Annotated in this window: 24 protein-coding genes; 9 read left to right on the top strand and 15 right to left on the bottom strand. The window is 62.0% G+C overall.

All coding sequences use genetic code 11. The features are described from left to right. Window positions 1-7 precede the first annotated feature (7 nt). Window positions 8-856, bottom strand: coding sequence for a mycofactocin-coupled SDR family oxidoreductase (locus BDB13_RS07345; RefSeq protein ID WP_094271061.1), 849 nt, complete (start codon window positions 854-856; stop codon window positions 8-10). A 275-nt stretch (window positions 857-1,131) separates the two neighbouring features. Next, complete coding sequence (locus tag BDB13_RS07340; RefSeq protein WP_094271060.1) at window positions 1,132-1,542, bottom strand: VOC family protein; 411 nt, start codon at window positions 1,540-1,542, stop codon at window positions 1,132-1,134. A 572-nt stretch (window positions 1,543-2,114) separates the two neighbouring features. Between BDB13_RS07340 and BDB13_RS07335 the strand changes: the two genes are divergently transcribed. After that, the gene (locus BDB13_RS07335; RefSeq protein ID WP_441347228.1) at window positions 2,115-3,446 is read left to right on the top strand and encodes a DUF222 domain-containing protein; all 1,332 of its coding nucleotides are present in this window, start codon (window positions 2,115-2,117) and stop codon (window positions 3,444-3,446) included. A gap of 122 nt (window positions 3,447-3,568) precedes the next feature. On the opposite strand, the gene BDB13_RS07330 is transcribed toward BDB13_RS07335, so the two are convergent. The 6 genes from BDB13_RS07330 to BDB13_RS07305 all read right to left on the bottom strand — a co-directional run bounded on the left by BDB13_RS07330 (window position 3,569) and on the right by BDB13_RS07305 (window position 10,596). Next, window positions 3,569-4,738, bottom strand: a complete 1,170-nt coding sequence (locus BDB13_RS07330) for a lipid-transfer protein (protein WP_094271058.1) — start codon at window positions 4,736-4,738, stop codon at window positions 3,569-3,571. Next, window positions 4,735-5,151 carry a MaoC family dehydratase gene (locus tag BDB13_RS07325; protein ID WP_094271057.1) on the bottom strand — a complete coding sequence of 139 codons (417 nt, stop codon included), beginning with the start codon at window positions 5,149-5,151 and terminating at the stop codon, window positions 4,735-4,737. Before BDB13_RS07325 ends, BDB13_RS07330 begins: the two co-directional genes overlap by 4 nt. Then, a complete protein-coding gene (locus tag BDB13_RS07320) occupies window positions 5,148-6,191 on the bottom strand; it encodes a bifunctional MaoC family dehydratase N-terminal/OB-fold nucleic acid binding domain-containing protein (RefSeq protein ID WP_094271056.1) in 1,044 nt (347 codons plus the stop codon). Before BDB13_RS07320 ends, BDB13_RS07325 begins: the two co-directional genes overlap by 4 nt. 9 nt (window positions 6,192-6,200) lie before the next feature. Beyond that, a complete protein-coding gene (locus BDB13_RS07315; RefSeq protein ID WP_094271055.1) occupies window positions 6,201-7,352 on the bottom strand; it encodes an acyl-CoA dehydrogenase family protein in 1,152 nt (383 codons plus the stop codon). Next, window positions 7,337-8,377: an acyl-CoA dehydrogenase family protein gene (locus tag BDB13_RS07310; protein WP_094271054.1), complete on the bottom strand. Its 1,041-nt coding sequence runs from the start codon at window positions 8,375-8,377 to the stop codon at window positions 7,337-7,339. Before BDB13_RS07310 ends, BDB13_RS07315 begins: the two co-directional genes overlap by 16 nt. 71 nt (window positions 8,378-8,448) lie before the next feature. Further along, window positions 8,449-10,596, bottom strand: a complete 2,148-nt coding sequence (locus BDB13_RS07305; RefSeq protein ID WP_094271053.1) for an acyl-CoA dehydrogenase — start codon at window positions 10,594-10,596, stop codon at window positions 8,449-8,451. 95 nt (window positions 10,597-10,691) lie between these two features. On the opposite strand from BDB13_RS07305, the gene kstR reads away from it, so the two are divergent. Together kstR and otsB are read left to right on the top strand one after the other, a co-directional pair. Next, complete coding sequence (gene kstR, locus BDB13_RS07300) at window positions 10,692-11,330, top strand: cholesterol catabolism transcriptional regulator KstR (protein ID WP_094271052.1); 639 nt, start codon at window positions 10,692-10,694, stop codon at window positions 11,328-11,330. 68 nt (window positions 11,331-11,398) lie between these two features. Further along, window positions 11,399-13,975, top strand: coding sequence for a trehalose-phosphatase (gene otsB / locus BDB13_RS07295; RefSeq protein WP_094271051.1), 2,577 nt, complete (start codon window positions 11,399-11,401; stop codon window positions 13,973-13,975). Here the strand turns inward: otsB and BDB13_RS07290 are convergent. Then, window positions 13,960-15,048 (bottom strand): LacI family DNA-binding transcriptional regulator, encoded by a 1,089-nt coding sequence (locus tag BDB13_RS07290; protein WP_094271050.1) that lies wholly within the window; start codon window positions 15,046-15,048, stop codon window positions 13,960-13,962. The two genes, otsB and BDB13_RS07290, sit on opposite strands and share 16 nt — an antisense overlap. A 140-nt stretch (window positions 15,049-15,188) precedes the next feature. Between BDB13_RS07290 and BDB13_RS07285 the strand changes: the two genes are divergently transcribed. The 6 genes from BDB13_RS07285 to BDB13_RS07260 all read left to right on the top strand — a co-directional run bounded on the left by BDB13_RS07285 (window position 15,189) and on the right by BDB13_RS07260 (window position 20,378). Next, a complete protein-coding gene (locus tag BDB13_RS07285; RefSeq protein WP_094271049.1) occupies window positions 15,189-16,139 on the top strand; it encodes a metal ABC transporter solute-binding protein, Zn/Mn family in 951 nt (316 codons plus the stop codon). A gap of 40 nt (window positions 16,140-16,179) precedes the next feature. After that, on the top strand, window positions 16,180-17,037 hold the full coding sequence (locus BDB13_RS07280) for a metal ABC transporter ATP-binding protein (protein ID WP_094271048.1): 858 nt from the start codon (window positions 16,180-16,182) through the stop codon (window positions 17,035-17,037). Next, the gene (locus tag BDB13_RS07275) at window positions 17,037-17,918 is read left to right on the top strand and encodes a metal ABC transporter permease (RefSeq protein WP_094271047.1); all 882 of its coding nucleotides are present in this window, start codon (window positions 17,037-17,039) and stop codon (window positions 17,916-17,918) included. The genes BDB13_RS07280 and BDB13_RS07275 overlap by 1 nt, the downstream gene beginning before the upstream one ends. A 16-nt stretch (window positions 17,919-17,934) precedes the next feature. Beyond that, window positions 17,935-18,696 (top strand): LamB/YcsF family protein, encoded by a 762-nt coding sequence (locus tag BDB13_RS07270; protein ID WP_094271046.1) that lies wholly within the window; start codon window positions 17,935-17,937, stop codon window positions 18,694-18,696. Window positions 18,697-18,742: 46 nt separating this feature from the next. Continuing rightward, the gene (locus BDB13_RS07265) at window positions 18,743-19,612 is read left to right on the top strand and encodes a biotin-dependent carboxyltransferase family protein (protein ID WP_094271045.1); all 870 of its coding nucleotides are present in this window, start codon (window positions 18,743-18,745) and stop codon (window positions 19,610-19,612) included. A 70-nt stretch (window positions 19,613-19,682) separates the two neighbouring features. After that, complete coding sequence (locus BDB13_RS07260) at window positions 19,683-20,378, top strand: LpqN/LpqT family lipoprotein (protein WP_094271044.1); 696 nt, start codon at window positions 19,683-19,685, stop codon at window positions 20,376-20,378. A 74-nt stretch (window positions 20,379-20,452) separates the two neighbouring features. Here BDB13_RS07260 and BDB13_RS07255 read toward each other — a convergent pair whose 3' ends face one another. The 6 genes from BDB13_RS07255 to BDB13_RS07225 all read right to left on the bottom strand — a co-directional run bounded on the left by BDB13_RS07255 (window position 20,453) and on the right by BDB13_RS07225 (window position 25,523). Continuing rightward, window positions 20,453-21,145, bottom strand: a complete 693-nt coding sequence (locus tag BDB13_RS07255; RefSeq protein WP_094274745.1) for a hypothetical protein — start codon at window positions 21,143-21,145, stop codon at window positions 20,453-20,455. A gap of 324 nt (window positions 21,146-21,469) precedes the next feature. Next, window positions 21,470-22,447 (bottom strand): 23S rRNA (guanosine(2251)-2'-O)-methyltransferase RlmB, encoded by a 978-nt coding sequence (gene rlmB / locus BDB13_RS07245; RefSeq protein ID WP_094271042.1) that lies wholly within the window; start codon window positions 22,445-22,447, stop codon window positions 21,470-21,472. A gap of 2 nt (window positions 22,448-22,449) precedes the next feature. Beyond that, window positions 22,450-23,844 (bottom strand): cysteine--tRNA ligase, encoded by a 1,395-nt coding sequence (cysS, locus tag BDB13_RS07240; protein ID WP_094271041.1) that lies wholly within the window; start codon window positions 23,842-23,844, stop codon window positions 22,450-22,452. A gap of 11 nt (window positions 23,845-23,855) precedes the next feature. Next, window positions 23,856-24,332, bottom strand: a complete 477-nt coding sequence (gene ispF, locus BDB13_RS07235; RefSeq protein ID WP_094271040.1) for a 2-C-methyl-D-erythritol 2,4-cyclodiphosphate synthase — start codon at window positions 24,330-24,332, stop codon at window positions 23,856-23,858. Further along, the gene (gene ispD / locus BDB13_RS07230; RefSeq protein WP_094271039.1) at window positions 24,333-25,010 is read right to left on the bottom strand and encodes a 2-C-methyl-D-erythritol 4-phosphate cytidylyltransferase; all 678 of its coding nucleotides are present in this window, start codon (window positions 25,008-25,010) and stop codon (window positions 24,333-24,335) included. A gap of 24 nt (window positions 25,011-25,034) precedes the next feature. Beyond that, window positions 25,035-25,523, bottom strand: coding sequence for a CarD family transcriptional regulator (locus tag BDB13_RS07225; RefSeq protein ID WP_094271038.1), 489 nt, complete (start codon window positions 25,521-25,523; stop codon window positions 25,035-25,037). Between the last annotated feature and the right edge of the window lie 210 nt (window positions 25,524-25,733).

Genomic DNA, 25,733 nt, shown 5'->3' with positions numbered 1-25,733 from the left:
GCGTGACTCAGGCGTTCGAACGAGCAGCAACTCCAGCATCAACCGGGACCACGATGCCACTCATATGCGCGCTGGCGTCCGCAGCCAGGAACAATACGACGCGGGTGATCTCGAACGGATCGAGCCAGCCGACGGGCTGTGCATGTAGCGTCGCGAAGACTGGTTCGACATCGTCCATGGTCGGCGTTTCGAGATCCGGCCGCATCATCGAGTACATCATGTCGTTGTGGATCATCGGCGTCGAAATGTTGCCCGGTGCAATTGCATTGACCGTGACACCCGAACCGGCAAGTTCGAGCGAAACGCTCTTCGTCAGCCCGATGACGCCCCACTTGGAAGCACCGTATGCGGCCATCTGCGTACCACCGGATCGACCCATCATCGAGGAGATGGTGATGATGCGACCGAAACCGCGCTTCGCCATTCCACCCGAAACTGCGGCGACCGTGTTGAACACACCGGTCAGGTTGGAAGAGATGACCTCGTTCCACTGCGCCGACGTCATGGACGTAATCGGCGCGGGTACGGAAACACCGGCATTGGCGACGGCGATGTCGACGCTGCCGAACTCTGCCTCGGCGCGAGCCACGAGTGCATCCATCGCCTCACGGTCGGCGGTGTCCGCCTTGACCGCGATGCAACGACGCCCGGTTGCCTCGACCAGACGAACAGTTTCGGCGAGATCCTCTTCGGTTGCGAGCGGGTAGGAGACGGCGTCGCTGTTCTCACAGCGATCGCAGATCACGATATCGGCGCCGCGCTCGGCGAATGCGATTGCGTGTGCACGGCCCTGACCGCGGGCTGCACCGGTGATCAGTGCAACCTTTCCTTCGAAACTGCCTTCGAGGCTGTTCATGCCGTCTCCTAGTTCGTCATACGTTTTTGCTTGCTACATGCGTACTCCGAACTCACACCGACAAAGCCTTCGATCCCGGACAGCGGGAATTTTCGAAAGTGTCAGCGATGGACCCTCAGCGATGTCCAGCAGTAGAGGTGGCAAGGCCAGCCAAGGCGGGCGATCCCGCAGGACGCCCTTGCCAGCCTTCCGAACCGTCTCACACCGCTCGGGCGACGGTACCTTCTGGCATCACTCGGCCGTGCACACCGTCACCCTCGCCCTTAGGTCGAACCTCAGCTCTGCGGTGCGCCGATGTTGACCATCCACGAGATCCCGAACTTGTCGGTGCAAGCTCCGAATTCATCGCCCCACATCTGCTTTTCAAGCGGAACCGAAACACTTCCGCTGCCGGACAACTTTTCCCAGTACCGGCGTAGGACATCCGCGTCATCACCGCTGAGGCTGACTGTGATGTTGTCGCCCGGGGTGTAGGGCATGCCCGGCGGAGTATCAGCACCCATCAACGTGTAGCCGTCATCGGTTTCCAGCATTCCGTGCATGATCTTGTCTGCGCCGTCGCCGTCGTTGCCGAACTCACCGAACGTGCTCAGCGCCAGCGTGCCGCCGAAAATGCTCTTGTAGAACTCCATCGCTTCACGGGCGTCGCCGTTGAAGCTGATGTACGGGTTGAGTCGAGATGCCATGACGTGCTCCTAGTCCAAAGGTTGTTTGATCAGGGTCTGCTGTCACTCTCGGAATCAATCCTTGCAGAAGGCTCCGACAGGAAACAGTGGATCGAGGAGATCGAGGAGATCCTGCCGTGACACCGGGGAGATCATTCCTACGGTAAAGGGCCTGTCATGTTTGCCCCAAGAGCAATCTTCACGCTCGCAAGCGGGCTTCGACACACTTCGGAGCTTTTCCAGTAGCGCGCCGCCAACATCCCGAAATTGACAGATCCCCACAAATTCGCGGTCCTACGGAATCGATATCGGCCGCGAGTTGCACGCTCGCCGGGTCAGCCAGCGAGGCCTTCTCGAATTCGACCCGAGAATTTCAGCAGGATAGCGTCACGTCACCGCTACCTGTCCCGTTTGTCGCTCTACCGGTGTTCATCGAGCCTCCCGAAAGGTTGAATCATGCTTACGCAGTTCACATTACCCTTGACTCGAACGCGCATTCGAGTATAATTCAGGGCGAGGATCGGGGGATCCGATGGGGGTGTTCAATGAGTGTCGACAGCATCAACGGCAGGACCGACGACGCAGCCGCAGGCATGCTCGCCGGATCCGCAGCCGACCTACGCAGCCGGACCTGGCAACTACGCCCCGCAGACCTACGCGAAATCGCCATCACCGCCTCCGCGGAAATCCTTCGCCTCGAAGCCATTCGAGTGGTTGCCGTCGACGCCCTAGCACTCAATCCCGACGAGCAAGTGCTGTGCTACCGCGGCGCCGGACGCTGGCTCGCAGCCAACACCATGCTGCAAATCCCCACCGGCAACAGAATCGCCGCCCTCGGACTCGCACTACGCACCTTCCCGACCATCTCCGCCCAATTCGACGCCGGCAACCTCACCTTCGACCACACCGCCCTCATCGTCACCTTCTGCGAAACACCACCGAAAGGCATGCCGGAGAAAGCATTACCACACTGCATCAACACTCTCCTCGCCGCAGCCTCCGGCATCGAAGCCACCACCGCCAAACTCCGCTACGCCATCGCAGTGTTGGAGCGGATCTTCGAATCCGACGACACCCCACCCGGCGAAGACGACGACCGCAACCAACTACGCATCTCCCCGACACTGAACGGGAGAGTCGCAATCAAAGGCGATTTCGACTCCCTGACCGGCGAAATGTTGTTGTCGGCCCTTTCGGGATTGTCGATGCCCACACCAGCCGCAGACGGCACCCCAGATGCGCGGTCCGCCGCCAAACGCACCGCCGACGCCTTCACCGAACTCATCCGCCGCTACCTCGACAACGCTGCCACCGGCGTCGACGGAGGCCAGCGCCCACACGTGAACGTGCACGTCAACGCGAAAGACCTTGCCGAGCACCGCACATGCGCCAGCACGCGCAAAAATACGTCCAACAACACCGACGATGATCCGGCTCTCGATTTCGACGACCTCGACAACCTCGACAGTCTCGACAGTCTCGACGGTCTCGATGTCGGGCACATGCCCTGGATGGGACCACTGAGCATCACCCGCACCCGCATGCTGGCATGTGACTGCTTGCTCTCCACCATCCTGCTCGACGAAAACGGTGCACCCCTCGACGTCAGCCCACTGAAAAGGCTCGTCTCAGCCGCGCAACGGACCGCACTGATCGCCCGAGACAAAGGCTGCGCCTTCCCCGGCTGCGACTGCGTCCCCGCCTGGACGGACGCACACCACATCACACCGTGGTCCCAGAACGGCCCGACAGTGATGGACAACCTTGTCCTGCTTTGCCGTTCACACCACACCTTGATGCACCGCAAAGCCGGATTCACCGGAAAGTGGGAAATCAAGATGGGCAGAGACCACAAACCGTGGTTCATACCACCGCCGGCAATCGACCCCGAGCAGAAACCGCGTCGCTCGACCCAGCGGTGCTAGACCCAGCGGGGCTAAACCCAGCGGTATCTAACCAGCTGCAGCACAACAACATACGCGTCAGGCTCTGTACCGGAAATACCTCCGGCACAGAGCCTGCACGTCGTCATTCGCGCTCCGCAAAACTATCGAGTGAGAACCAGCCCTGAGGTCGGAACACCCGTGCCCGCTGTGACCAATACGTTTTCGACAGCGTCAACTTGATTGACGGAAGTTCCACGGATCTGACGGACACCCTCGGCGATACCGTTCATGCCGTGAATGTAAGCCTCACCAAGTTGCCCACCGTGAGTATTGATCGGGAGTTTTCCGCCGAGTTCGATTGCGCCACCGGCAATGAAGTCCTTGGCTTCACCCCGGCCACAGAAGCCGAGTTCTTCGAGCTGCATCAGCACAAAGGGTGTGAAGTGATCGTAGAGAACAGCCGTCTGCATGTCCGAGGGTCGGAGGCCACTCTGCGACCAGAGCTGATCTCCGACCAGGCCCATTTCCGGGAGTCCGGTCAGTCCGTCGCGGTAGTAACTGGTCATGATGTATTGATCTGCCCCACTGCCTTGGGCTGCGGCGGCGATGATGGCAGGGGTGTTCTTCAGATCCTTGGCTCGCTCGGCCGAGGTGACAACAATTGCGATTCCGCCGTCGGATTCCTGGCAGCAATCCAATAGATGCAGTGGCTCGGCGATAAAGCGTGAATTCTGGTGATCTTCCAGAGTGATCGGCTTACCGTAGAAGAATGCCTTGGGGTTTGTGGCCGCATGCTTACGGTCGGCAACGGCAACCCTGCCGAAGTCCTCGCTGGATGCGCCGTAGACGTGCATGTAGCGCTGCGCGACCATCGCGACAAATGACGCGGGGGTGCCCAGGCCGTGCGGATAGGAGAATGCGTTGTCCGTTCCCGATGAATTGACCTGTGCCACAAGACCTGAATTCACCTGACCGAACCGTGCGCCGGATCGTTCGTTGAACGCACGGTAGGCCACTACGACGTCCGCGACACCGGTCGCCACTGCCATGGCTGCCTGCTGGATGGTGGCCGCGGCTGCTCCACCGCCGTAGTGGATTCGGCTGAAGAACTTGAGATTCGGGATACCCACCGAACGCGCAACTGCCACTTCGGTGTTGGTATCCATGGTGAAGGAGGTGAGTCCGTCGACGTCGGAGGGCTTCAACCCGGCGTCGTCCAGTGCCGCCTGGACAGCCTCGGCAGCCAACCGAAGTTCACTGCGCCCCGACTCTTTCGAGAAATCCGTTGCCCCGATACCGACGATTGCAGCTTTCCCGGACAGTGCGCTCATTCGACATCTCCTGAAGTGGTGAAAGTCAGAGTGACCTGTGCGGTGACGTGATCACCCAAACTGTTCTTACCGACCACAGCAACTGCGACGAGTCCATCTTCGTAGGAGGTAACCGTGCCGCGCAGGGTCAGTGTGTCGTACGCGTACCAGGGCGCCCCGAGTCGCAGTTTGATCGAGGTGATCACGGCTCGCGGGCCCGCCCAGTCGGTGACAAAACGCTGGACCAATCCCGTGTCGGTCAGGATGTTAACGAAGATGTCCTTGGAGCCACGCTGCTGCGCGAGGTCGCGGTCATGGTGAACATCTTGGAAGTCGCGAGTCGCCAAGGCCGTTGACACGATAAAGGTGGGGCTACCGTGAATCGAGAGTTCTGGAAGCTGCTCTCCCACAGCGATGTCCGTTGACAGCGTCATCGTTCCCCTTCCAATCCAGTGGCCGACAGCTGCGAGACCGGCTGCCAGGCATACAGAGTCCACGGAGTACCGCCGGTCTCGTCGTCACCGGGGAAGTCCAAATAGATTGCCTCGACGTCCATTCCGATCGAAACGTCCGCCGGATCCACGCCGCGTAGTTCGCCGAGCATCCTCACACCCTCAGGCAATTCGACCAAGGCAATAACGAAGGGCAACGATCGACCCGGAACCTTGGGTGCGTGGTGGACGACAAAACTAAAGACCTTGCCCCGCCCGGACGCGACCACGTAGTCGGTCTGTTCCGCTTTATCCTTCCAGATTGCGGGTACCGGCGGGTGCTGTACCGAGCCGATATGCCCAGAAGCGTCGGGGCGCAGCTGGATACGAAGCTCATGCGCGACAACACCGTCCCAGAAGAACTGTGTGTCGAGAGATGGTGTGGGGCGCAGCATTCGAGAAGCATCAAGATCTTCGGGAACCCCCGAAGATTCCTGTTCTGCAGTAGACCCTTCACTGACCGGCGGCGCGAACTTCAGAATCCGGAACATCATCTCGGACACCAACTCGTCGCCGACATGCCAAGAGCTTCGGGTAGTGAAAAACCAGCCTTCACCGAGACCCGTCTTCTTCGGCCCCACAACATCTTCGAGCACCGAAGAGATGGTGACCTCTTCGCCGGGCTTCAGATAACGATGGTAGGTCTGGTCGCAATTGGTCGCGACTACCGAGGTGAATCCGGCCTCGTCGAGGATGTCCGTCATGCGGCCCAACGGATCGTCACTTTCCCGTCGTGCACCCAAGCCTCGCATCGTCCACACCTGGGCCATGGCCGGCGGCGCAACCAGTCCGCCGTGTCCCGCAGCGCGAGCGGCTGATTCGTCGACATAGATCGGGTTTTCGTCGCCGATGGCTTCGACCCAGTTCAGGATCATCGGCATGTTCACGGGGTCACGGCCGGTGCGAGGTGCACTGGGGCCGTCGGCGCGAACTTTCTCTGCCGCAGTAGAAACGGGATCAGCAGTAAGAATGGGATCTGGCATGAGAAATTCCTATCTCGGAACTCGAGGTAGCTTCAGTCCGGCCGTGGCGATCAGTTCGCGCATCACTTCGTTGACTCCGCCGCCGAAGGTGATCACCAGATTACGTTTGACCTGCATGTCCAACCACTCCATGAGATCAGCTGTTTCCGGATCCAGAGGGTTGCCGTATCGACCGACAACTTCCTCCGCCAGGCGACCTACTCGCTGAATGCGCTCGGTGGCAAAAACTTTGGTCGCGGACGCGTCGGCGATGTCCACCGAATCCGAATCACTCGACGCCACCTGCCAATTGAGAAGTTCGTTGAGCCGGTACGTCGCGTGGATCTCTCCCAGAGTGCGACGAACATCCGAGTGCTCGAGCAGGTTTTCGCGACGAGCCCAGTCGAAGACATGATCGTAGATGCCACCGACGCGGCCGGCCGGCCCGAGCATGACGCGCTCGTGGTTGAGCTGCGTGGTAATCAGGCTCCAGCCCCGATTCTCCTCGCCCACAAGCATGTTCGCGGGCACTCGAACGTCTTCGTAGTACGTCGCGTTGACGTGATGCGCACCGTCACACGTGATGATAGGTGTCCAGGTGTACCCGGGATCCGTGGTGTCCATGATCAGGATGGAAATACCCCGGTGACGTGAATCTGCCGATCCCGTTCGCACGGCCAGCCAGACGTAGTCGGCATCGTGGCCACCGGTGGTGAAGATCTTCTGCCCGTTGACGATGTACTCGTCGCCGCTACGGACGGCACCCGTCCGCAGTGCAGCGAGATCGGTTCCAGCCTCAGGTTCCGTGTAGCCGATTGCAAAGTGCACTTCGCCGGCCAGGATTGCGGGGAGGAACTTCTGCTTCTGCTCCTCACTGCCGTACTTCTGCAGCGTAGGGCCGACGGTCTGCAGCGTGACGGAGGGCAGTGGGACATCTGCTCGCACAGCCTCGTTGACGAAGATCTGCTGCTCCACCTCGCCGAAACCGCGTCCGCCGTACTCGACGGGCCAACCGACACCGAGCCAACCATCCTTGCCCATGCGTCGGATCACTTCGCGGTATGTCGGGCCATGGCGCTCGACCCGCATGATCTTTGCCTCTTCGGGCGAGATCAGGGTGGAGAAATAGCGTCGAAGTTCAGCTTGTAGTGCACGCTGACTGTCGGTCAGATCGATGAACACCGGGCCCCCACGAGGTCGAGTCGCTGCGAAGCGCCACCGAGCAGGCGCGCCAAGTCTTTTGCCGTCGAGTAGTAACGATGAAGCGGATAGGTGGCATCGACTCCCAGACCGCCGTGCAGGTGATGAAGCACCTGCATCGTGGCGGGGACTTCCTGCGCTATCCAGTAGGCCATCACATCCAGATCAGACTGTGCATCAAGACCTTCCGATACACGCCATGATGCCGACAGCGATGCAACATGCAGTGTCCGGGAGGTGACGTAGGCGTCGGCGATCTGCTGCGCGACGGCCTGGAATGTTGCCAACGGCTTACCGAACTGCTCGCGGGATCCGACATGAGCAGCTGTGAGATCTACTGCTCCGGAAACCAATCCGTCGACAACGCTGCCGATACTCGCAGTCGCGATGCGGTACAGGGTCTGCACGGATTCTGCGCCGGCGCCGAGTAGTTCAGCGACTGCGTCGTCGAGAACTATCCCGAATTCGGGGCTACCCGAGGAACTCGGTGTCGGAGTGAGCGTCACACCCGCCGCATTGGGGTCGATCAGGACGACTCCCGCGTCGGTCGGTACCAGCACGCGGTAGGCACTCTGGGCGAAAGGTACGGCGAGCAGTGTCCCACTGACGCGGTACCAGTCACCCGACTGCCGCGCGGTGACGGTCGGACGCTCGGGGAACTGCGCTCCCGGCTGCGACAGGGCGGCCGTGAAGACCCGTCCCGCAGCGACGCCGGCCAGGAGTTCGTCCTGCTGGGCATCGCTACCGAGCGCGACGATGGGCAGCACGCCGAAGCCGAGTGTGGCCAATGCCGGAATCGGGGCGGCCGCCCGGCCGACCTCGGTGAGCAAAGCGCCCACGTCTGTGACGGACAGGCCCTCACCTCCGAGTCGTTCCGGCAGCGCCAAGGTGAGCAGGTCCGCTTCCGCGAAAGCTGTCCACAGGGCATCCGGCTGAAGTTCGCGGGCCAGAAGCGCGGTAGCCACCTCGGCTACCGCGTCCTGGGTTTCATCTCTGGTGAAGTCCACGCTGGCAATCCCGTCTTCTTTTGTAGAACGTGTTCTAGTTGTATCACCAACGTGGACATTTTTACAGACTTCTAGTCGCGCGGAAGTCCCAGAATTCGTTCTGCGGCGACCGTCAACAGAATCTGCGTCGTTCCGCCCGCGATGGACAGGCACCGTGTGTTGAGGAATTCACGCGACAACGGACCCTCGACCCAACCTGCGGGCCCACCCAACTCCATCGCGAACTCCGCAACATTCTGACGCTGCCGCACGCCGACCAGTTTGCGAACACTCGACGCCGGACCCGGGTCCTGGCCGTCCAACTGCCTCAGAGTGGTTCGCAGTTCCAGCAATGAACCGACCATTGCGGTACCGATGAAACCACCCAACTTGTCGGCTACGACCGGATCGGGATCGCCCGCCAGTTCGAGCAGTTCTTCCATCGCACCACCGAGCGAGGAACCTCCACTCATCGCGACCCGTTCGTTGGCCAGCGTGGTTCTGGCCAGCTTCCAGCCACCACCCAACTGTCCGACGACACAGTCGTCCGGCACGAACACGTCGTCGAGGAACACCTCGTTGAACAGCGCATCGCCGGTGATTTCCCGCAGTGGCGAGATCCTGATTCCGGGAGTCTTCATGTCGAGCAGGAAGTACGTGATGCCCTTGTGCTTCGGAGCATCGCGGTCGGTACGTGCCAAGCAGATGGCCCAATCCGCTTCACGGGCAAGCGAAGTCCAGACCTTCTGCCCGTTCAGCTTCCATCCGCCGTCGACCTTGTCGGCCGTCGTACGCAATGCGGCGAGGTCGGATCCGGCTCCCGGCTCACTGAAGAGTTGGCACCACGTGATGTCGCCCTTCAGCGTCGGAACCGCGAAACGTTCGATCTGCTCGGCACTTCCGTGCTCGAGAATTGTCGGAACGGCCCACCACCCGATGACCAGATCCGGTCGGCCGATGCCGACGGCCGCCAACTCTTCCTCGATCAGAATCTGCTGCGCTGCCTTGGCGCCCTTCCCGTACGGTGCCGGCCAGTGCGGTGCAAGATATCCCGACTCCGCGAGAGCACTACGTTGCTCCGACTCGGGCAGAGCAACGAGTTGCGCTACCTCACTGCGAATTTCGGACCGTTCGGATTCCAGCTCGCTGAGGTCGATCTGGAGGTGACGACGCGAACCACCGAGAGTCAGTTCCGCAACGCGTGCCCGCCAGCGAGACGATCCGCCCAGAACCTGCCGCAGCGAGAGCGCACGGCGAAGATAGAAGTGCGCCTCGTGTTCCCAGGTGAAGCCGATGCCGCCGAGCACCTGGATGCAGTCCTTGGCAGTGTCGACAGCCGCATCCAGCGAGACCGCCGCGGCTACAGCCGCTGCGATCGGAAGTTCGTCGCCCGACTCTGCTGCTACGGCGGCGTCCCAGGCAACAGCCCCGGCATTCTCGACGCGACACAGCATTTCGGCGCAGATGTGTTTGATCGCCTGGAACGAACCGATCGGTTTTCCGAACTGCTCACGAATCTTGGCGTATTCCACCGCAGTTCGCAGGCACCAGGCAGCGATGCCGGCGGCCTCTGCCGAAGCGAGAACGGCCGCGAGATCAGACACCGATCCCGGAGCAACGTCATCCAGGATCCGATCAGCTTCGACCACAACATGATCGAAGGACACACCTGCCAGCGGACGTGACTTGTCAATCGTGTCCGTAGCGGCATATGTCACACCGTTCGAGTCTCCGTCCACGAGAACCCACACGATTTCGGTGCCGTCATCGGCGGACACCAACACCGATACGCCGGTATCCCCACCCCAGGCGAATCCGCCGTCTCCGTGAAGTTCAAGCCCTCCGGAATCGGTTCGTGTGGCGGCTACCGGCTTGCCATCCAGTACGACAGCGCAGGGGATTTCACCGTCGGCAAGTGCCTCGGACCAGCGTTTAGCTGCCGGCGACGAGCTTCGTCCCACTACCAACGCAGCCAAGGCCGTTGTGAGAACAGGGCCCGGCACAAGTTCAATTGCAGCCTGCTCGAGCATCGCTGAAAGATCAACGATTTCAGCCCCGGCGCCACCTACAGCTTCCGGAACGGCGACGGAAAAAATGCCCAGAGCACTAAAGGCCGACCAGTTCTCCCGCCACGAATTTACTGGTCCGACGCGTACCATGTTCATCGGCGTTGTCGACCGTGCCCAGGCCTCGATCGACTCCTGGACTGCTCGCTGCTCATCGGTCATGGCGATTGTCACAACTGGTTCCCGCCTCTCGAATTAGTGACACAATTGTATAGAACGTGTTCTAATATGAGACCTGGCCATGAGTCAAGGCGCGAAGGAAATTGTCGATGACCGCAACATCTCGATCCCGCTCCAACACCGTCGCAGCCGCGACGCTCGGAGACGACGATCTCAGCTCCAACGCGCAACGCGAACGCCGTAAGCGCATCCTCGACGCAACCCTGACGTTGGCGTCCAAGGGTGGTTACGAGGCCGTTCAGATGCGCGCCGTGGCTGAGCGAGCAGATGTTGCCGTCGGCACGCTCTACCGATATTTCCCGTCGAAGGTGCACCTGCTGGTGTCCGCTCTGGCACGCGAATTCGAGAAGATCGACTCCAAGGGCAAGATTCCGCCCGGCACGAGCCCACTCGAGCGCATGCAACTGATCTTGGGTTTGATCACCCGAGCCATGCAACGCGACCCGCTTCTGACCGAAGCAATGACGCGAGCATTCATGTTCGCCGACGCGTCGGCGGCTGCCGAGGTCGACCAGGTCGGTCAATTGATGGACCGCCTGTTCGCACGAGCAATGACCGAAGACGACCCCAGCGAGGAGCAGTTGGCTATCGCTCGCGTCATCTCCGACGTGTGGTTGTCCAATCTCGTTGCGTGGCTCACCCGTCGATCCTCGGCCACCGATGTCGCCAATCGTTTGGAACTCACTGTCGAACTGCTGCTAGGCGACGGATCCCGTCGACCTGAGTAACGGCCCTTCAGTAGCGCGACCAAACTCCTACCGCGCCAGGATGCGCTTGATCACCTAGATTTGAAAAGGTGAGCGCACAGGATCTACCCATCGAACTCCGTCGAGCCCTTGCGGCCGTGGCCCGAACACCACGGCTGCTGGTGGCTTCCGATTACGACGGGACCATGGCTCCCATTGTCGCGGACCCGGAAAAGGCGTATCCCCGCGCAGAATCGGTTCGAGCGCTTCGCGCGCTCGCCAGCCTTGCGTCCACAACGGCGGCGGTTATCTCCGGACGGGCGCTCAAGGACCTTGCTGCGCTGTCACGGCTACCCGCCGAAGTGCAGTTGGTGGGCAGTCACGGCTCCGAGTTCGACATCGGATTCGTTCACGCCATCGATGCTGACGCCAAGAAGTTGCTCGACGAAATAGTCATCGAGTTGGCGCGCATTGCAGCCGACACCGTCGGCGCGAGCGTCGAGAAGAAGCCGGCCAGCGTTGCGTTGCACGTGAGAAACAGCAGCGCCGACGACGCGGAAAAGGCATTGATCGCCGTCCGCACCGAATCAGCTCTCTGGCCCGGCGTGCAGGTCACCGAAGGCAAGTTCGTCGTCGAACTGGCCGTCATCCCCACCGACAAGGGCCAGGCCCTCGACCTCATTCGCCACCAGGACGGCGCAACTGCAGCCGTCTTCTTCGGCGACGACGTGACCGACGAAAAAGCCTTCAGCAGGCTCCAGGGACCCGATATCGGCATCAAGGTCGGGAGCGGAGACAGCGTCGCCGCCTACCGAGTCGACAGCACCGAGGACGTTGCTGCCGCGCTGGCATTCCTTCTCGACGAGCGTCGTACCTGGCTCTCGGGTGCGGACGCGCCGCCCATCGAGCGCCTCTCGATGCTCGCCAGCCCACGTACGGTCGCACTGGTCACGCCCGACGCCACCCTCACCTGGCTGTGCCATCCCGAGCCCGATTCCGCAGCGGTGTTCGCCCATCTTCTCGGTGGAACCGGCGCGGGACACTTCAGCGTCGGCCCGCGGCGGACGGCGCTCCCCCTGAGCCAGAAGTACCTCGACGGCACGATGACGGTCCAGACCCGCTGGGCGAGCTTGTCCGTCACGGACTACCTCCCGCACGACGTACCGGCGGGCCGAACCGATCTGACCCGCATCATTTCCGGCCGAGCCGACGCCATAGTCTCGTTCGCCCCGCGCCCAGAGTTCGGCCAAGGCCAGGTCACCCTCGAGGTTGTGGACGAGGGCATCCGCGTCACCGGAACCAACGAGCCGTACGTGCTGCGCTCCCCCGGCGTGCAGTGGAATATCGCTACCGACGGAAATCAGCAGACGGCCCATGCCATCGTCGAACCGTCCAAGGGTGATGTGATTCTCGAATTGCGCTGTGGCACCGATGACATCGGCCCGTCCGAGGTTCTCGAGATGGACCGTCGAGCAACGTCCGAGTCCTACTGGTCGGACTGGGCAAAAACGCTCGACCTTCCAAAGCTCAAGCCGGACTTGATGAAACGCTCCGCACTGACTCTGCGCGGGCTGGTTCACGCCGATTCCGGTTCCATCATGGCCGCGGCAACGACGTCGTTGCCCGAAGAGATCGGCGGAGTCCGCAACTGGGACTACCGGTACTGCTGGCTGCGCGATGCCGCGCTCACCGCAACAGCTCTCGTGAGCGTGGGCTCCACCGCCGAAGCCGAGAATTACCTCGACTGGGTTCACCGCGTCCTCGAAACCCTGCCCGGTCCCGAGCGTCTGCACCCGCTGTACACCTTGCACGGCACGTCACTGCCGCCTGAGGCTGTTATCGACTCGCTTCCCGGCTATGCCGGATCCCGACCCGTTCGAGTGGGCAACGCCGCCAACCAGCAGGTTCAGCTGGACGTGTTCGGCCCGATCGTCGAATTGATCGGACACCTTGCCGATGCACGCGAAAAGGCGGGCGTTTCCATTGCCCGCGTTTCTAGTTCCCTGAGCGATCGCGACTGGGAACTGGTGTGCGCCATGGTCGAAGCCGTACAACGCCGATGGTTCGAACCCGATCACGGCATTTGGGAGATCCGCGACAACCCCCGCCACCACGTCTATTCCAAGGTGATGGGCTGGGTGACGGTCGACCGCGCCGTGAAACTGGCCGACCGCTTCGGACGCAAGGCGCTACCCGAGTGGGCAGAATTGCGCGACCAGATCGCCGACGAGGTACGCGAAAAGGGATGGAAGGACGACGTACAGTCCTACACCGCCGCGTACGACGGCACCGATCTCGACGCGGCTACCCTGCACATCGGGCTGTCGGGACTGATCGATCCCTCGGACCCTCGATTTGCCGCTACGGTCACTGCCACCGAGGCCGAATTGCGTAGCGGCTCAACGGTGTACCGCTACCACCATGACGACGGCTTGCCCGGCATCGAAGGCGGGTTCCACCTCTGTGCGGCCTGGCTGGTGGAGGCATACCTCCTGATCGGTCAACGCCTGCAAGCCGAGGCACTGTTCGACCAACTGGTTGCAGCAGCCGGGCCCACCGGACTGTTGGCAGAAGAGTACGACCCGGTCGCAGAACGCTCACTCGGCAACCATCCTCAGGCCTACAGCCATCTCGGATTGTTGCGCTGCGCTCAACTCCTGGCCGAACCCGCTCAGCTCTTGGCCTGACCCGCCGTTCGCCCGACCAGGAGTTCGGTCTCGAGCATCTCCACGACCGGCACTCCGGAGTTGGACGGCGACATCAGGAGCGCACCGGCGCGGCGGCCCTTTTCCTCTTGGGGCTGCCGCACCGTGGTCAGCGATTCACGCAATGCTTCGCCGACGCCGTCGAAACCGGTGATCGACAACTGTCCCGGTACATCGATTCCCTGCCAGCGCGCCCAGTCCAGGGCGCCGAGGGCAAGCACGTCGGTAGTGCAGATCAGTGCCGTGATCTTCGGATTTGTCGCGAGCGCCTCTGCTGCTGCGGAGTGCCCGGATTGCTTGGTGTGGACGTACCGTTCGATCACCGTGAGCGAGAGTGGATCCAGGTTTGCCGCGACCATCGAATCACGGACGCCTTCGATCCGTTCACGCTGAACGTGGAACCGAGGTGACTGCAGCCGTTCCTGACTGACAACACCATCCATTCTGTCGCGGCCCAGTCGCATGCAGAGCACACCGATTTCGGTGTGCCCGAGGCTGATCAGGTAGTCGGAAACCTTGCGCATGGCAGCACGGTCGTCGATGCCGACGAGCGATGCGCCGGGGATCTCACGCGGCTGATCGCAGACCACGATCGGGATATGACGTTCGAGCACGGCCGCAAGATAGGGGTCGTCGGCGGCGACCGAGTAGACGACAAACCCGTCGACGCCGGCTTGTTGCACGACCGCTGCGGCATCCGCTTCGTGACGGCCGGGGCCGGCGGGAATCAAGAGGAGCCCCTGCCCCGCCTCTTCACAGGATTCGGAGAGACCAGCCAGGAAGCTCATGGCTGCTGGGTCACGGAAGCTGTAGCTGAGCGCTTCGGTGAGCAGAAGCCCGACGGCGCCGGCTTTTCGGGTACGGAGGGAGCGGGCCACCGGATCGGGTCCGGCATATCCGCGTCGCTTGGCCGCTTGGAGCACTCGATCCCGAAGCTCGGCAGAGAGCTGATCGGGTCGGTTATACGCGTTCGAGACTGTAGTTCTCGACACATTGAGCTCGGCGGCGAGCGACGCCAAAGTGGCTTGACGGCGTGGCTGACGTGACCGGGGCATAAACGGACGCTATCGGTAGCCGTCATGGTCGGCGCGTTTGGGCCGAAGTGAACATGTACTACCAGCGACTATGCGCTAATGTGTAACGGTAACGGTTTCCAATAGCGTTTAGCCTCGCCTTTGTTCAGGAGAAGACCCCAGTGCGATTGTCGCCGAAATTCCGAACCACCACCGCGATTGCCGCTGTCTCGGTCGTCGCAGCATTCGCGCTCACGGCTTGCGGATCCAGCTCCTCCAAAGACGAAGGCATCACCGTCGTCGCATCCACAAACGTGTGGGGCAACGTCGCGCAGGCCGTCGCCGGCGACACACTGACCGTCACCTCCATCATCAACGAGCCGTCTGCGGATCCGCACTCTTTCGAAACGACGCCCGCCCAGGCCGCGAAGATCACCGACGCATCCCTGGTCGTCTACAACGGCGGTGGCTACGACCAGTTCATCACCGACGTTCTCGACGCCGGCAAGGGAAATCAGAAGACGGTCAACGCGTACAACCTGTTCGACGGCGGCATCCACGCCAACGAAACGACCGGCGCATCTCATGACGGCCACACCCACGGCTCGGTCAACGAACACGTCTGGTTCGACATCCCCACCGTCGACGCCGTGGCGCACTCCGTCGCCGATCAACTGAGCGCGCTCGACCCCGAGAACGCGGCGACGTACGAGGCAAACGCGCAGGCCTACAGCCAGAAGCTGGCCGGGATCACCACGATCACCGATTCCATTGCTGCTGCCCACGCCGGCACCGGTGTCGCGCAGACCGAACCCATTGCGCACTATCTGCTCGTTGCTACCGAACTCGAAGACGTCACTCCCGAAGAGTTCACCAGCGCCATCGAAGACGGCAACGACCCGTCGCCCGCTGCCATCGCCGCAACCCGCGAACTGTTGACGGACAAGAAGGCCCGCGCGCTGGTCTACAACGTCCAGACACAGGACAAAGTGACACAGGACATGCGCTCCACCGCCGAGAAAGCGGGCATCCCCATCGTCGAGGTTACGGAGACTCTGCCCGAGGGTCTGGACTACATTCAGTGGCAGACGCAGACTGCGGAGTCACTCGCAAACGCTCTCTCTGCCCAGTAATTTTATTGCTCACTTACTTACGAGAAGAACTGATCGGCTTGTGACAGAAACTTCCGCTTTACCTGCAGTGTCCCTGAAGGGCGCCCGATTGTCCTTCGGCGCCCGCACCCTGTGGGACGGCCTCGATCTCGACGTTCAGCCTGGCGAATTCATCGCCGTGCTCGGCCCCAACGGATCCGGCAAGACCTCGCTCCTGAAAATCCTGCTGGGACAACTCCAACTCAGCGGCGGCACTGCCGAAATCGTCGGCACCCCGGCCCGCGCCGGAAACTCGCACGTCGGATACATCCCCCAGCAGAAATCCATCGACGACGGACTCCCCCTCCGTGGGCGCGATCTTGTCGGTCTCGGTGTCGACGGACATCAGTGGGGCACCGGTCTGCTGCGGCGGGCGCGTCGACGCAAGATTGTCGACGACGCCATCGCACAGGTCAGCGCGCAGTCCTATGCCGACGCCCCCATCGGTTCCATGTCCGGCGGCGAGCAGCAGCGACTGCGCATCGCGCAGGCACTGGTCGGCGATCCGAAGATCCTGCTGTGCGACGAACCGCTCCTGAGCCTCGACCTCGCGAATCAGCATCTCGTTTCCAGTTTGATCGACAAGCGTCGACGCACCCATGACACAGCTGTCTTGTTCGTGACCCACGAGATCAATCCGATCCTGCCGTTGGTAGATCGGGTGCTGTATCTGGTGGACGGCAAGTTCCGCATCGGCACGCCGGCAGAGGTGATGACGTCGGAGGTCCTGTCGGATCTGTACAACACCGACGTCGAGGTCTTGCAGGTTCGCGGCCGCCTGGTTGTCGTCGGAACCGGCGACGCCATCGACGCTCTCGGCAGCGCAGGCGGACTCCGTCCCGGCGAAGGCGTTCACCACAGCGATGAGGATCACCACTAGTGAGTAACAAGTTCACCGACGCAATGTCACGGATGTTCGACGTGTCCGCGACCATCGACCTTCTGCAGTACGACTTCGTTCAGCAGGCTTTGATCGCCGGTGCGATCCTCGGGTTGTTGGCCGGCATCATCGGCCCCCTGATCGTGAGTCGGCAGATGTCGTTCTCGGTCCACGGCACCAGCGAACTGTCACTGACCGGCGCGTCTGCCGCCCTGCTTGTCGGGGTGAGCGTCGGAGCCGGAGCCATCGTGGGTTCGGTGGTCGCCGCAGTGCTGTTCGGATTATTGGGAGCCAAAGCGCGAGATCGTGATTCGGTGATCGGCGTGATCATGGCCTTCGGGCTCGGACTGTCGGTGCTGTTCCTCTGGGCGTACGACGGGCGTACCGGAACCAGTTTCTCGTTGCTGGTCGGTCAGATCGTGGCACCGGGTAACAGCGGTCTCGAACTCCTCCTTCTGTGCGCCGTCATCGTGATCGGCACACTCGGATTCATCTACCGCCCTTTGCTGTTCGCAAGTACCGATCCCGAAGTTGCTGCAGCGCGCGGCGTTCCGGTGCGTGCACTGTCCATCGCCTTCGCCGTTCTGGTCGGCATCACAGCGGCTCTGGGTGTGCAGATCGTCGGCGCACTGTTGGTGATGTCCTTGCTCATTACCCCCGCTGCGGCCGCTGCCTACGTCACTGCGAGTCCCCTCAAGGCCACGATCCTCTCGGTTCTCTTCGCCGAACTGGCAGCCGTCGGCGGCATCCTGCTGTCGCTGGCACCCGGAGTTCCCGTGTCCAGCTTCGTCACATCGGTGTCGTTCGTGATCTACCTGGTGTGCCGTCTGACCGGGGCTGCGCGTCGGAAGAATGCCGGACGAATTCCCGCGCACGCCTGACTCCTAGACTCGAGCTATGACGTTTCGTGTTGACCTGAACAGCGACCTCGGTGAAGGTTTCGGTGCCTGGACTTTGGGTGACGACGACGCGATGCTGAAAGTGGTCACCAGCGCGAACGTCGCGTGCGGCTTTCATGCCGGCGACCCGACAACGCTGTTGGCGACGTGCCGCTCCGCCGTAGCCGGCGACGTGCGGATCGGCGCGCAGGTCGGTTACCGCGATCTCGCCGGATTCGGTCGACGCTTCATGGACGTCTCCCCGGCCGACTTGGCCGCCGACGTCATTTATCAGATCGGAGCCCTCGACGGGCTCGCCCGCGTCGCCGGCTCCCGCGTCACCTACGTCAAACCCCATGGTGCGCTCTACAACGCGATAGTTCACCACCGGGAGCAAGCACGGGCAGTTGCCTCTGCCGTTCGCAGTTACGACGCGTCCCTCCCGGTTCTCGGTCTGCCGGGTTCGGTGTTTCTGGCCGAAGCTGAAGCCGCCGGCCTGCGTGTTGTCACCGAGGCATTTGCCGACCGTGCCTATACCCCCGAGGGAACGCTGGTTCCCCGAAACCAGACCGGCGCAGTCCTTCACGACCCGGTCGCCATTGCCGAACGCGTCCACCGGCTTGTTGTCGACGGCACCGTCGACGCCATCGACGGCACCGTTCTGAGCGTCAATGCCGACTCTGTCTGTGTCCACGGAGACAGCCCTGCCGCTGTCGACATGGCTACCGAAATCCGGAAGCTCCTCACTGCGTCCGGAATTTCGATCACGCCGTTCACCTGACGCGATTCGCGATGTGCTCAGGCCTTCACTGCGGGACAATGGACCCATGCCCTGGCTCGAGGTAGTCCGCACCGGCCCCCTGACCACAGTCCAAGACCACGGTCGTGTGGGATGTAGCGCCGTCGGTGTCGGCCAGTCCGGAGCCGCTGATCTGATCTCCCACGATGCTGCAAACAGGCTCGTGGGAAACGCCGTTCATGCCGCCACACTCGAAATCACGGTCGGCGGATTCGTGATGCGCGCTGTCGGAGAAATGACCGTCGCTATCACTGGGGCGCGGGCGCCCATGACCGTCAACGGCCGGCCCGCCGCCGACTACTCCAGCCTCCACCTCCACAGCGGGGACCTTCTCGAAATCGGCTACGCCACCACCGGACTGCGCACCTACCTCGCCGTCCGAGGCGGTATCGACGTCCCGGAAACTCTCGGAAGTCGGTCCACTGACACATTGGCCGGGCTCGGCCCCGCGCCCCTGGGCGTCGGCGATCAACTCCTTGTGGGTGCTGAGGGCGCCGAATGGCCGACTGAAGATCTCATCCCGCCGCCGGCACCCGCTCACAGCCCAGTTTCCCTCGATATCACCCTCGGCCCCCGAGACACGTGGTTCACCCCGGCGTCCGTGCACGCTCTCCTCCACCATGCGTGGACGGTCACCGAATACACCGATCGCGTCGGCGTGAGATTACGAGGCCCCGGCCCACTACATCGCTCACAGACCCGAGAACTGCCCAGCGAAGGCGTCGTAGCGGGATCGATTCAAGTCCCACCGAACGGACAACCGGTAGTCTTCCTCGCCGACCACCCCGTGACCGGCGGGTACCCGGTCATCGGCGTCGTCAGGGCCCCGGGGATAGCAGCCCTAGCGCAAATGCGACCGGGAAGTACCGTAACTTTCCGGACATCACGCCACAGCTGAATGTCGCTGATAATGTCAGCCACTGCTGACGTCGGCGCACGGCCTTCGCCAGAAGTCGAAGGAACACACCATGAGGATCAAGAGCAGCAAGATCGCTCTCAGCGCAGCCGCGCTGATCACCACAGCACTCGTACTCTCGGGTTGCAGCAGCTCGGACAGCGGCGACGCCACAGCCGAAAGCAGCACCAGTGAAACCACCGTCGCCGCAGAAACCACCACGGACGCAGAATCCACCACTACGACACCCGGAACCTTGGCCGACGGCAGCGCCTTCACCGGCGAACGCACCACACTGGTCACCGGCACCGATCCCGACGCCCCCGTGATCAGCGTCAGCCTTCCGGCAGAGTGGACGCACTCCCAAGAAGGCGTTTCGGGGACCGTGACGGACATTCTGTCCAGCAACCAGCCCGAGGCCAGTGGATTCACGCCCAACACCACCCTGACCGTGGAAGCTCAGGGCACTGCCACCGCCGATGAAGTTCTCGCCGGTGCCCGTGACTCCCTCGCCACGCTCAACGGCTGGTCCGAGGTGAAGAAAATCGACCTCGACATCGAAGGCCAGAAGGCAATCCGCGTTGCCGGAACCTGGACCCCGCCGGAACTCGACGTTCCCATCTACGCGGTCATGACCGTCATCGCCTACCAGGCAGATGAATCGTCCCCCGTGTACCTCGTGAGCTTCGCCAACCAGTTCACCGATACCCAGAACATGGCGATGTCCAACCAGGTCGAGGAAATCAACACGTCCATCGAATTCGGCTGAGAACAAACGCTTTACGACGGTGGCCCGAGACTCAGGCGAGTCTCGGGCCACCGTTCTACGTCTATGTCAGGCTGCTAGTTCGAGCCGAAGATTCCGCTCACCGAACCGAGCGATCCTGTTCCGCCGTCCATCGAACCGAGCGATCCCGTTGCGCTACCCAACGATCCGGTTTCGCCGCCCTCGGGATCAGTCGAATCTGTTGGCTCCGAATCCAGCACCGTGACGGAAGGTCCGATATTGGCGAAGGTTCTGTCGCCTGGGCCTCCCAACCAACCGAAGCCCAAGGCACGAATGCTCAAGCCACTGTTGAGGACGGCTCCCGGTGCGCACGACTCGCTGACCGTGTAACTCGTCGTCATCGTGACGTCGTTGTCGTAGTTGTTGAGCCAACCCCGACCGGAAACCGTCAGCGTAGTAGGAGTCAACGTCGGAGTTTCCACGGTTGTGGTCGTTCCCCCGAGAATGTGGAGTTTGGTTACCTTGGCTGAACCGGGAACGAACGTCAGGCACGCGTCGTGAGATTCAGTGAACGCGTCGATCGACCCGATGGAACCACTGTTCTGAGCCAGCGTCGTATAGGTGATGACATCGCCTACCTCCGGATTTGCATTGTCCACGGTGCGGGTAAACGTGTAATTACCTGCACTTTCCGTCCCCGCAGATGCTGCGCCGGCACCCAATACGCCGGCACCGAGAGCAAGGGCGAGTACGCCTACTCCTACGCCAACTCGACGCGTTCGAGAGTTGGTCGATAAAAAGTTAGCCATGAAACATCTCCATCCATAGGTGGTTTGTTGCATCCAGAACTCACCGAGCACTCCCCGCGTTACATTTCGGCGTCTCGGCTTCAGCATCATCGACGTGGATACTTACCTGACACTTCAAGAAAGCTTGCCGGGCGGTTAACTGTAAGCAAATGAAGAAGCCCAAATGTCCGGTATCGAACTTTTTGTCCAATTTCCCCATACGGACACCCAAGAACCACACCAGCGGACTAAAAAGCCCCCACTCGCACCGTCTTAGCGGTACAAGCGGGGGCTGTTGAGCTGTATGGATCAGATGAAGCTGTGCCGATCAGTTATTGCGGCGGCTCAGTTATTGCGGCGGCGACGAGCGACCTCGGCCAACACAACTCCGGCTGCAACCGACGCATTGAGGGACTCGACCGGTCCCGCCATCGGGATCGACAGAATCGCGTCGCAGTTCTCACGGACCAGACGCGAAAGGCCCTTACCCTCGGAACCGACCACGATCACCACGGGACCGCTGCCGTCGAAATCGTCGAGAGTGGTGTCACCCTCGGCGTCGAGGCCGACAACCATAACGCCCTTGGACGCCCAGTCCTTGAGCGTGCGAGTGAGGTTGGTGGCGCGGGCAATCGGCAGACGAGCAGCAGCGCCGGCGCTGGTACGCCAAGCAACAGCACTCACGCTGGCGCTACGACGCTCGGGAATGACGACGCCGTGTCCGCCGAAAGCTGCGACCGAACGTACGACGGCACCCAGGTTGCGCGGGTCGGTGATGTTGTCGAGCGCGACGAGCAACGGCGGCTCGGCGTGCTTGCGGGCCTCCGAAAGGAGGTCATCCGGATGCGCGTAGCGGTACGGCGGAACCTGCAGAGCGATGCCCTGATGAAGTCCGTTGGCGCTGAGGCGATCCAGATCACTACGAGGTACTTCGAGGATGGAGATGCCGGCGTCCGCAGCACGCTGCACGGACTCCTTCAGCCGCTCGTCACTCTCGGTTCCGACAGCCACCCACAGTGCCGTTGCCGGAACACCGGCACGCAGGCACTCCACGACGGGGTTGCGGCCGAGCACTGTCTCGGGACCGTCGAGAACCTTGCGGCCGGGACCCGGACGGCCACCGCGACCCTGATTCTGCTTTTCGTCCGCACGCGCGGCGCGAGCTGCGCGCTTTGCCGCGGGATGCTTGGTGCGTTCCGCGGCGGGCGGTGTTGCGCCTCGCCCTTCGAGACCGCGACGATGCTTGCCGCCGGAACCGGCAACCTGGCCCTTCTTGGTGCCGCCCTTACGGATTGCGCCGCGCCTGCTCGAGTTTCCAGCCATTGTTACTGCCCTGCCTTCAGGGACCATTCGGGTCCGTCGGGGGTATCGGTTACTTCGATACCCGCCTTGATGAGGCGATCACGGACCTCGTCCGCCACCGCCCAGTTCTTTTCCGTACGTGCCTGCTGCCGCCGATCGAGATCTGCGCGCACCAACACGTCCAAAGCTTCCATTGCCGTCTCGATGTCGCCACCGGACTGCGACCAATGCGCATCGAGCGGGTCGACGCCCAGGATCGCGAGCATCGCTCGCACCTGACCGGCAGCCACCCGTGCGGCATCCAGATCTCCCGCTGCGAGCGCGGTATTACCCTCGCTCGCTTTTCCGTGAATCTCTGCCAACGCGATCGGCACCGACAAGTCGTTGTCGAGTGCCGCCGCGAAACCTTCTGTCCACGTGCCGAGTTCGACACCGCCCGCACGCTTGTGCGTGCGCAGGACAAACGCCTCGAGACCCTGATACGACTTTGCGCTCTCTTCGAGGGCATCGTCGGAGTACTCGAGATTGGAGCGATAGTGCGCACTACCGAGGTAGTACCGAAGTTCTTGTGGGCGAACCTTTTTCAATACATTCGGCACCGACAACACATTGCCCAGAGACTTGGACATCTTCTCGCCACTCATGGTGACCCAGCCGTTGTGCAACCAGTACTGAGCAAAATCGTCGCCGACGCACTTTGCCTGCGCGATCTCGTTCTCGTGATGCGGGAAAACCAAATCGCGTCCACCGCAATGGATATCGAATGCCGCACCCAAGTAGAACTCTGCCATTGCCGAGCACTCGAGATGCCAACCCGGACGGCCGCGGCCCCACGGCGTCGGCCACGAGGGCTCACCGGGCTTCGCTGTCTTCCACAGCGTGAAGTCGCGCGGATCGCGCTTACCTTCGGCTGCGCTCTCGCCCTGGTGGACGTCGTCAAGTTTGTGCCCGGACAGTGCGCCGTACTCGGGATAACTCTGGACGTCGAAGTAGACGTCACCACCCGACGCATACGCATGCCCGTTCGCGATGAGGCGTTCCATCATCTCGACCATCTGCGTCACATGACCCGTAGCCCGCGGTTCGATGGACGGCGGCAACACGCCCAACTGGTCGTAGGCCCACGTGAACGAACGCTCGAACGTCGTGGCCCACTCCCACCAGGGACGGCCGGCGTCGGCAGCTTTGTTCAGGATCTTGTCGTCGATGTCCGTCACATTGCGAACAAAAGCAACGTCGTTGCCGCCGGCAAGGAGCCATCGTCGTAATACGTCGAATGCGACGCCGCTACGCACGTGGCCGATGTGCGGATCACCTTGAACCGTCGCCCCACACAGGTACACCGATGCATGTCCGGGGACCAACGGAACAAAATCCCGAAGGGCCCGCGTACCGGTGTCGTATAGGCGCAGGGTCACGACCAGCGATCTTACCTGTCGTCGCCGGTTGCCATGACCAATGCGGTGGCCATTGCGGCGATCCCTTCGCCCCGCCCCGTCAATCCGAGCCCGTCGGTAGTGGTCGCGGACACCGAAACCGGGGCTCCGAGAATGTCGGAGAGTACGCGCTGCGCCTCATCTCGACGTGGCCCGATCTTGGGTCGGTTTCCGATCACCTGCACCGCGGCATTGCCGACTGCGAAGTGGTTCTCCTCGAGCAACCTGCGAACCTCAGCCAACATTCGGGCGCCGCTCACGCCGTCCCATTCCGGCCTACCGGTCCCGAAAACAGTACCGAGGTCACCCAACCCTGCGGCAGAAAGAAGCGCATCACACAGGGCGTGCACGGCTACATCACCGTCGGAGTGTCCAGAGCACCCGTCGGCGTCTTCGAACAGCAATCCCGCCATCCAGCACGGCCGACCGGCCTCGATGGGATGAACGTCCGTGCCCAATCCGACTCGCATCTAGATTCCGTCCTGTGATTCCGCACTCAGCAGTGCTCGCGCCAGCACGAGGTCGAGTGGCGTGGTGATCTTGAAGGCGTACGCGTCACCGTCGATTGTTTGCACGGACACGCCCAGCCGCTCGACCAGAGCAGCATCGTCGGTGGCCAGATCCCCGGCGACATATGCCCGTCTGAGCACCTCCGTGGAAAATCCCTGTGGCGTCTGGACCGCACGCAACTCCGAACGGAGTGGAGTACCGGTAACGGTGCCGAGAACATCCACGGACTTGATGGTGTCCGTCACCGGCAGCACCGGAATGACGGCAACACTGCCGGCCTTCAACTCGTCGACGACACGAGCGATCATCGCCGGCGGCGTGAGTGCCCGCGCGGCATCGTGCACAAGCACGAACTCAGCATCCCCGGCAGCCTCGAGCCCAGCCCGAACCGAATCGGTCCGCTCCGAGCCCCCGGCGACCACGTCGACGTCGTCACTACGACCCAGATCCGCGGCAACCGATTGAACGAGTTCCGGCGGCACAATCACAACAACGCGGTCGACGGCACCGGATTTCCGGAGACCTTCGACCGCGAGTGTAAGCATGGTGCGCCCGCCGAGCTCGACGAATGCCTTGGGCAATGGCTCACCCAATCGCACTCCCCGGCCTGCGGCGGGAACCAGCGCTACTACTGACATTGTCAGCTTTTTTATGTAGTCAGTTCAGGACGCTGTCGCAAGGACCTCGTCGAGAATGATATCGGCCTTCTCGGTATTGGTGCCCTCGGCGAGCGCGAGCTCACCAACGAGAATCTGACGAGCCTTGGCGAGCATGCGCTTCTCACCTGCAGAAAGTCCGCGATCCTGCTCGCGACGCCACAAGTCGCGAACAACCTCGGCGACCTTGTTCACGTCACCGGAAGCAAGCTTCTCGAGGTTCGCCTTGTATCGACGAGACCAGTTGGTGGGCTCTTCGGTGTGCGGTGCACGCAGAACCTGGAAAACCTTGTCGAGGCCTTCCTGCCCGACTACATCACGAACACCGACGTACTCTGCGTTGTCTGCGGGAACCCGAACCGTGAGATCGCCTTGAGCAACCTTCAGAACGAGATATTCCCTCTGCTCACCCTTGATGGTGCGGGTTTCGATAGCTTCGATCAACGCCGCACCGTGATGGGGGTAGACGACAGTGTCTCCGACCTTGAAAATCATGTGTCCCGTGCCCCTTTCGATTCCACTAGTTTAACACGCCGAAGAACCGGCCATGCATCAACTGCGCAGGTCAGGGGCATCCTTGCTTGAGCGTAGGGGTTGACAGTGCCTGTTGTACGTGCATGCAACCAGTCTCTGCGGTCTGTATACGGCTCCCCGAAAGCCCACGCAGACAACCGTTGTGGCCACCCAGCGACCGGCTCCCGAGAG

The organism is Rhodococcus sp. OK302, assembly GCF_002245895.1.
Classification (GTDB): domain Bacteria; phylum Actinomycetota; class Actinomycetes; order Mycobacteriales; family Mycobacteriaceae; genus Rhodococcus_F.
The sequence above is the reverse complement of the archived record's forward strand: the minus strand, read 5'-3'. Positions and strand labels throughout refer to the sequence as shown.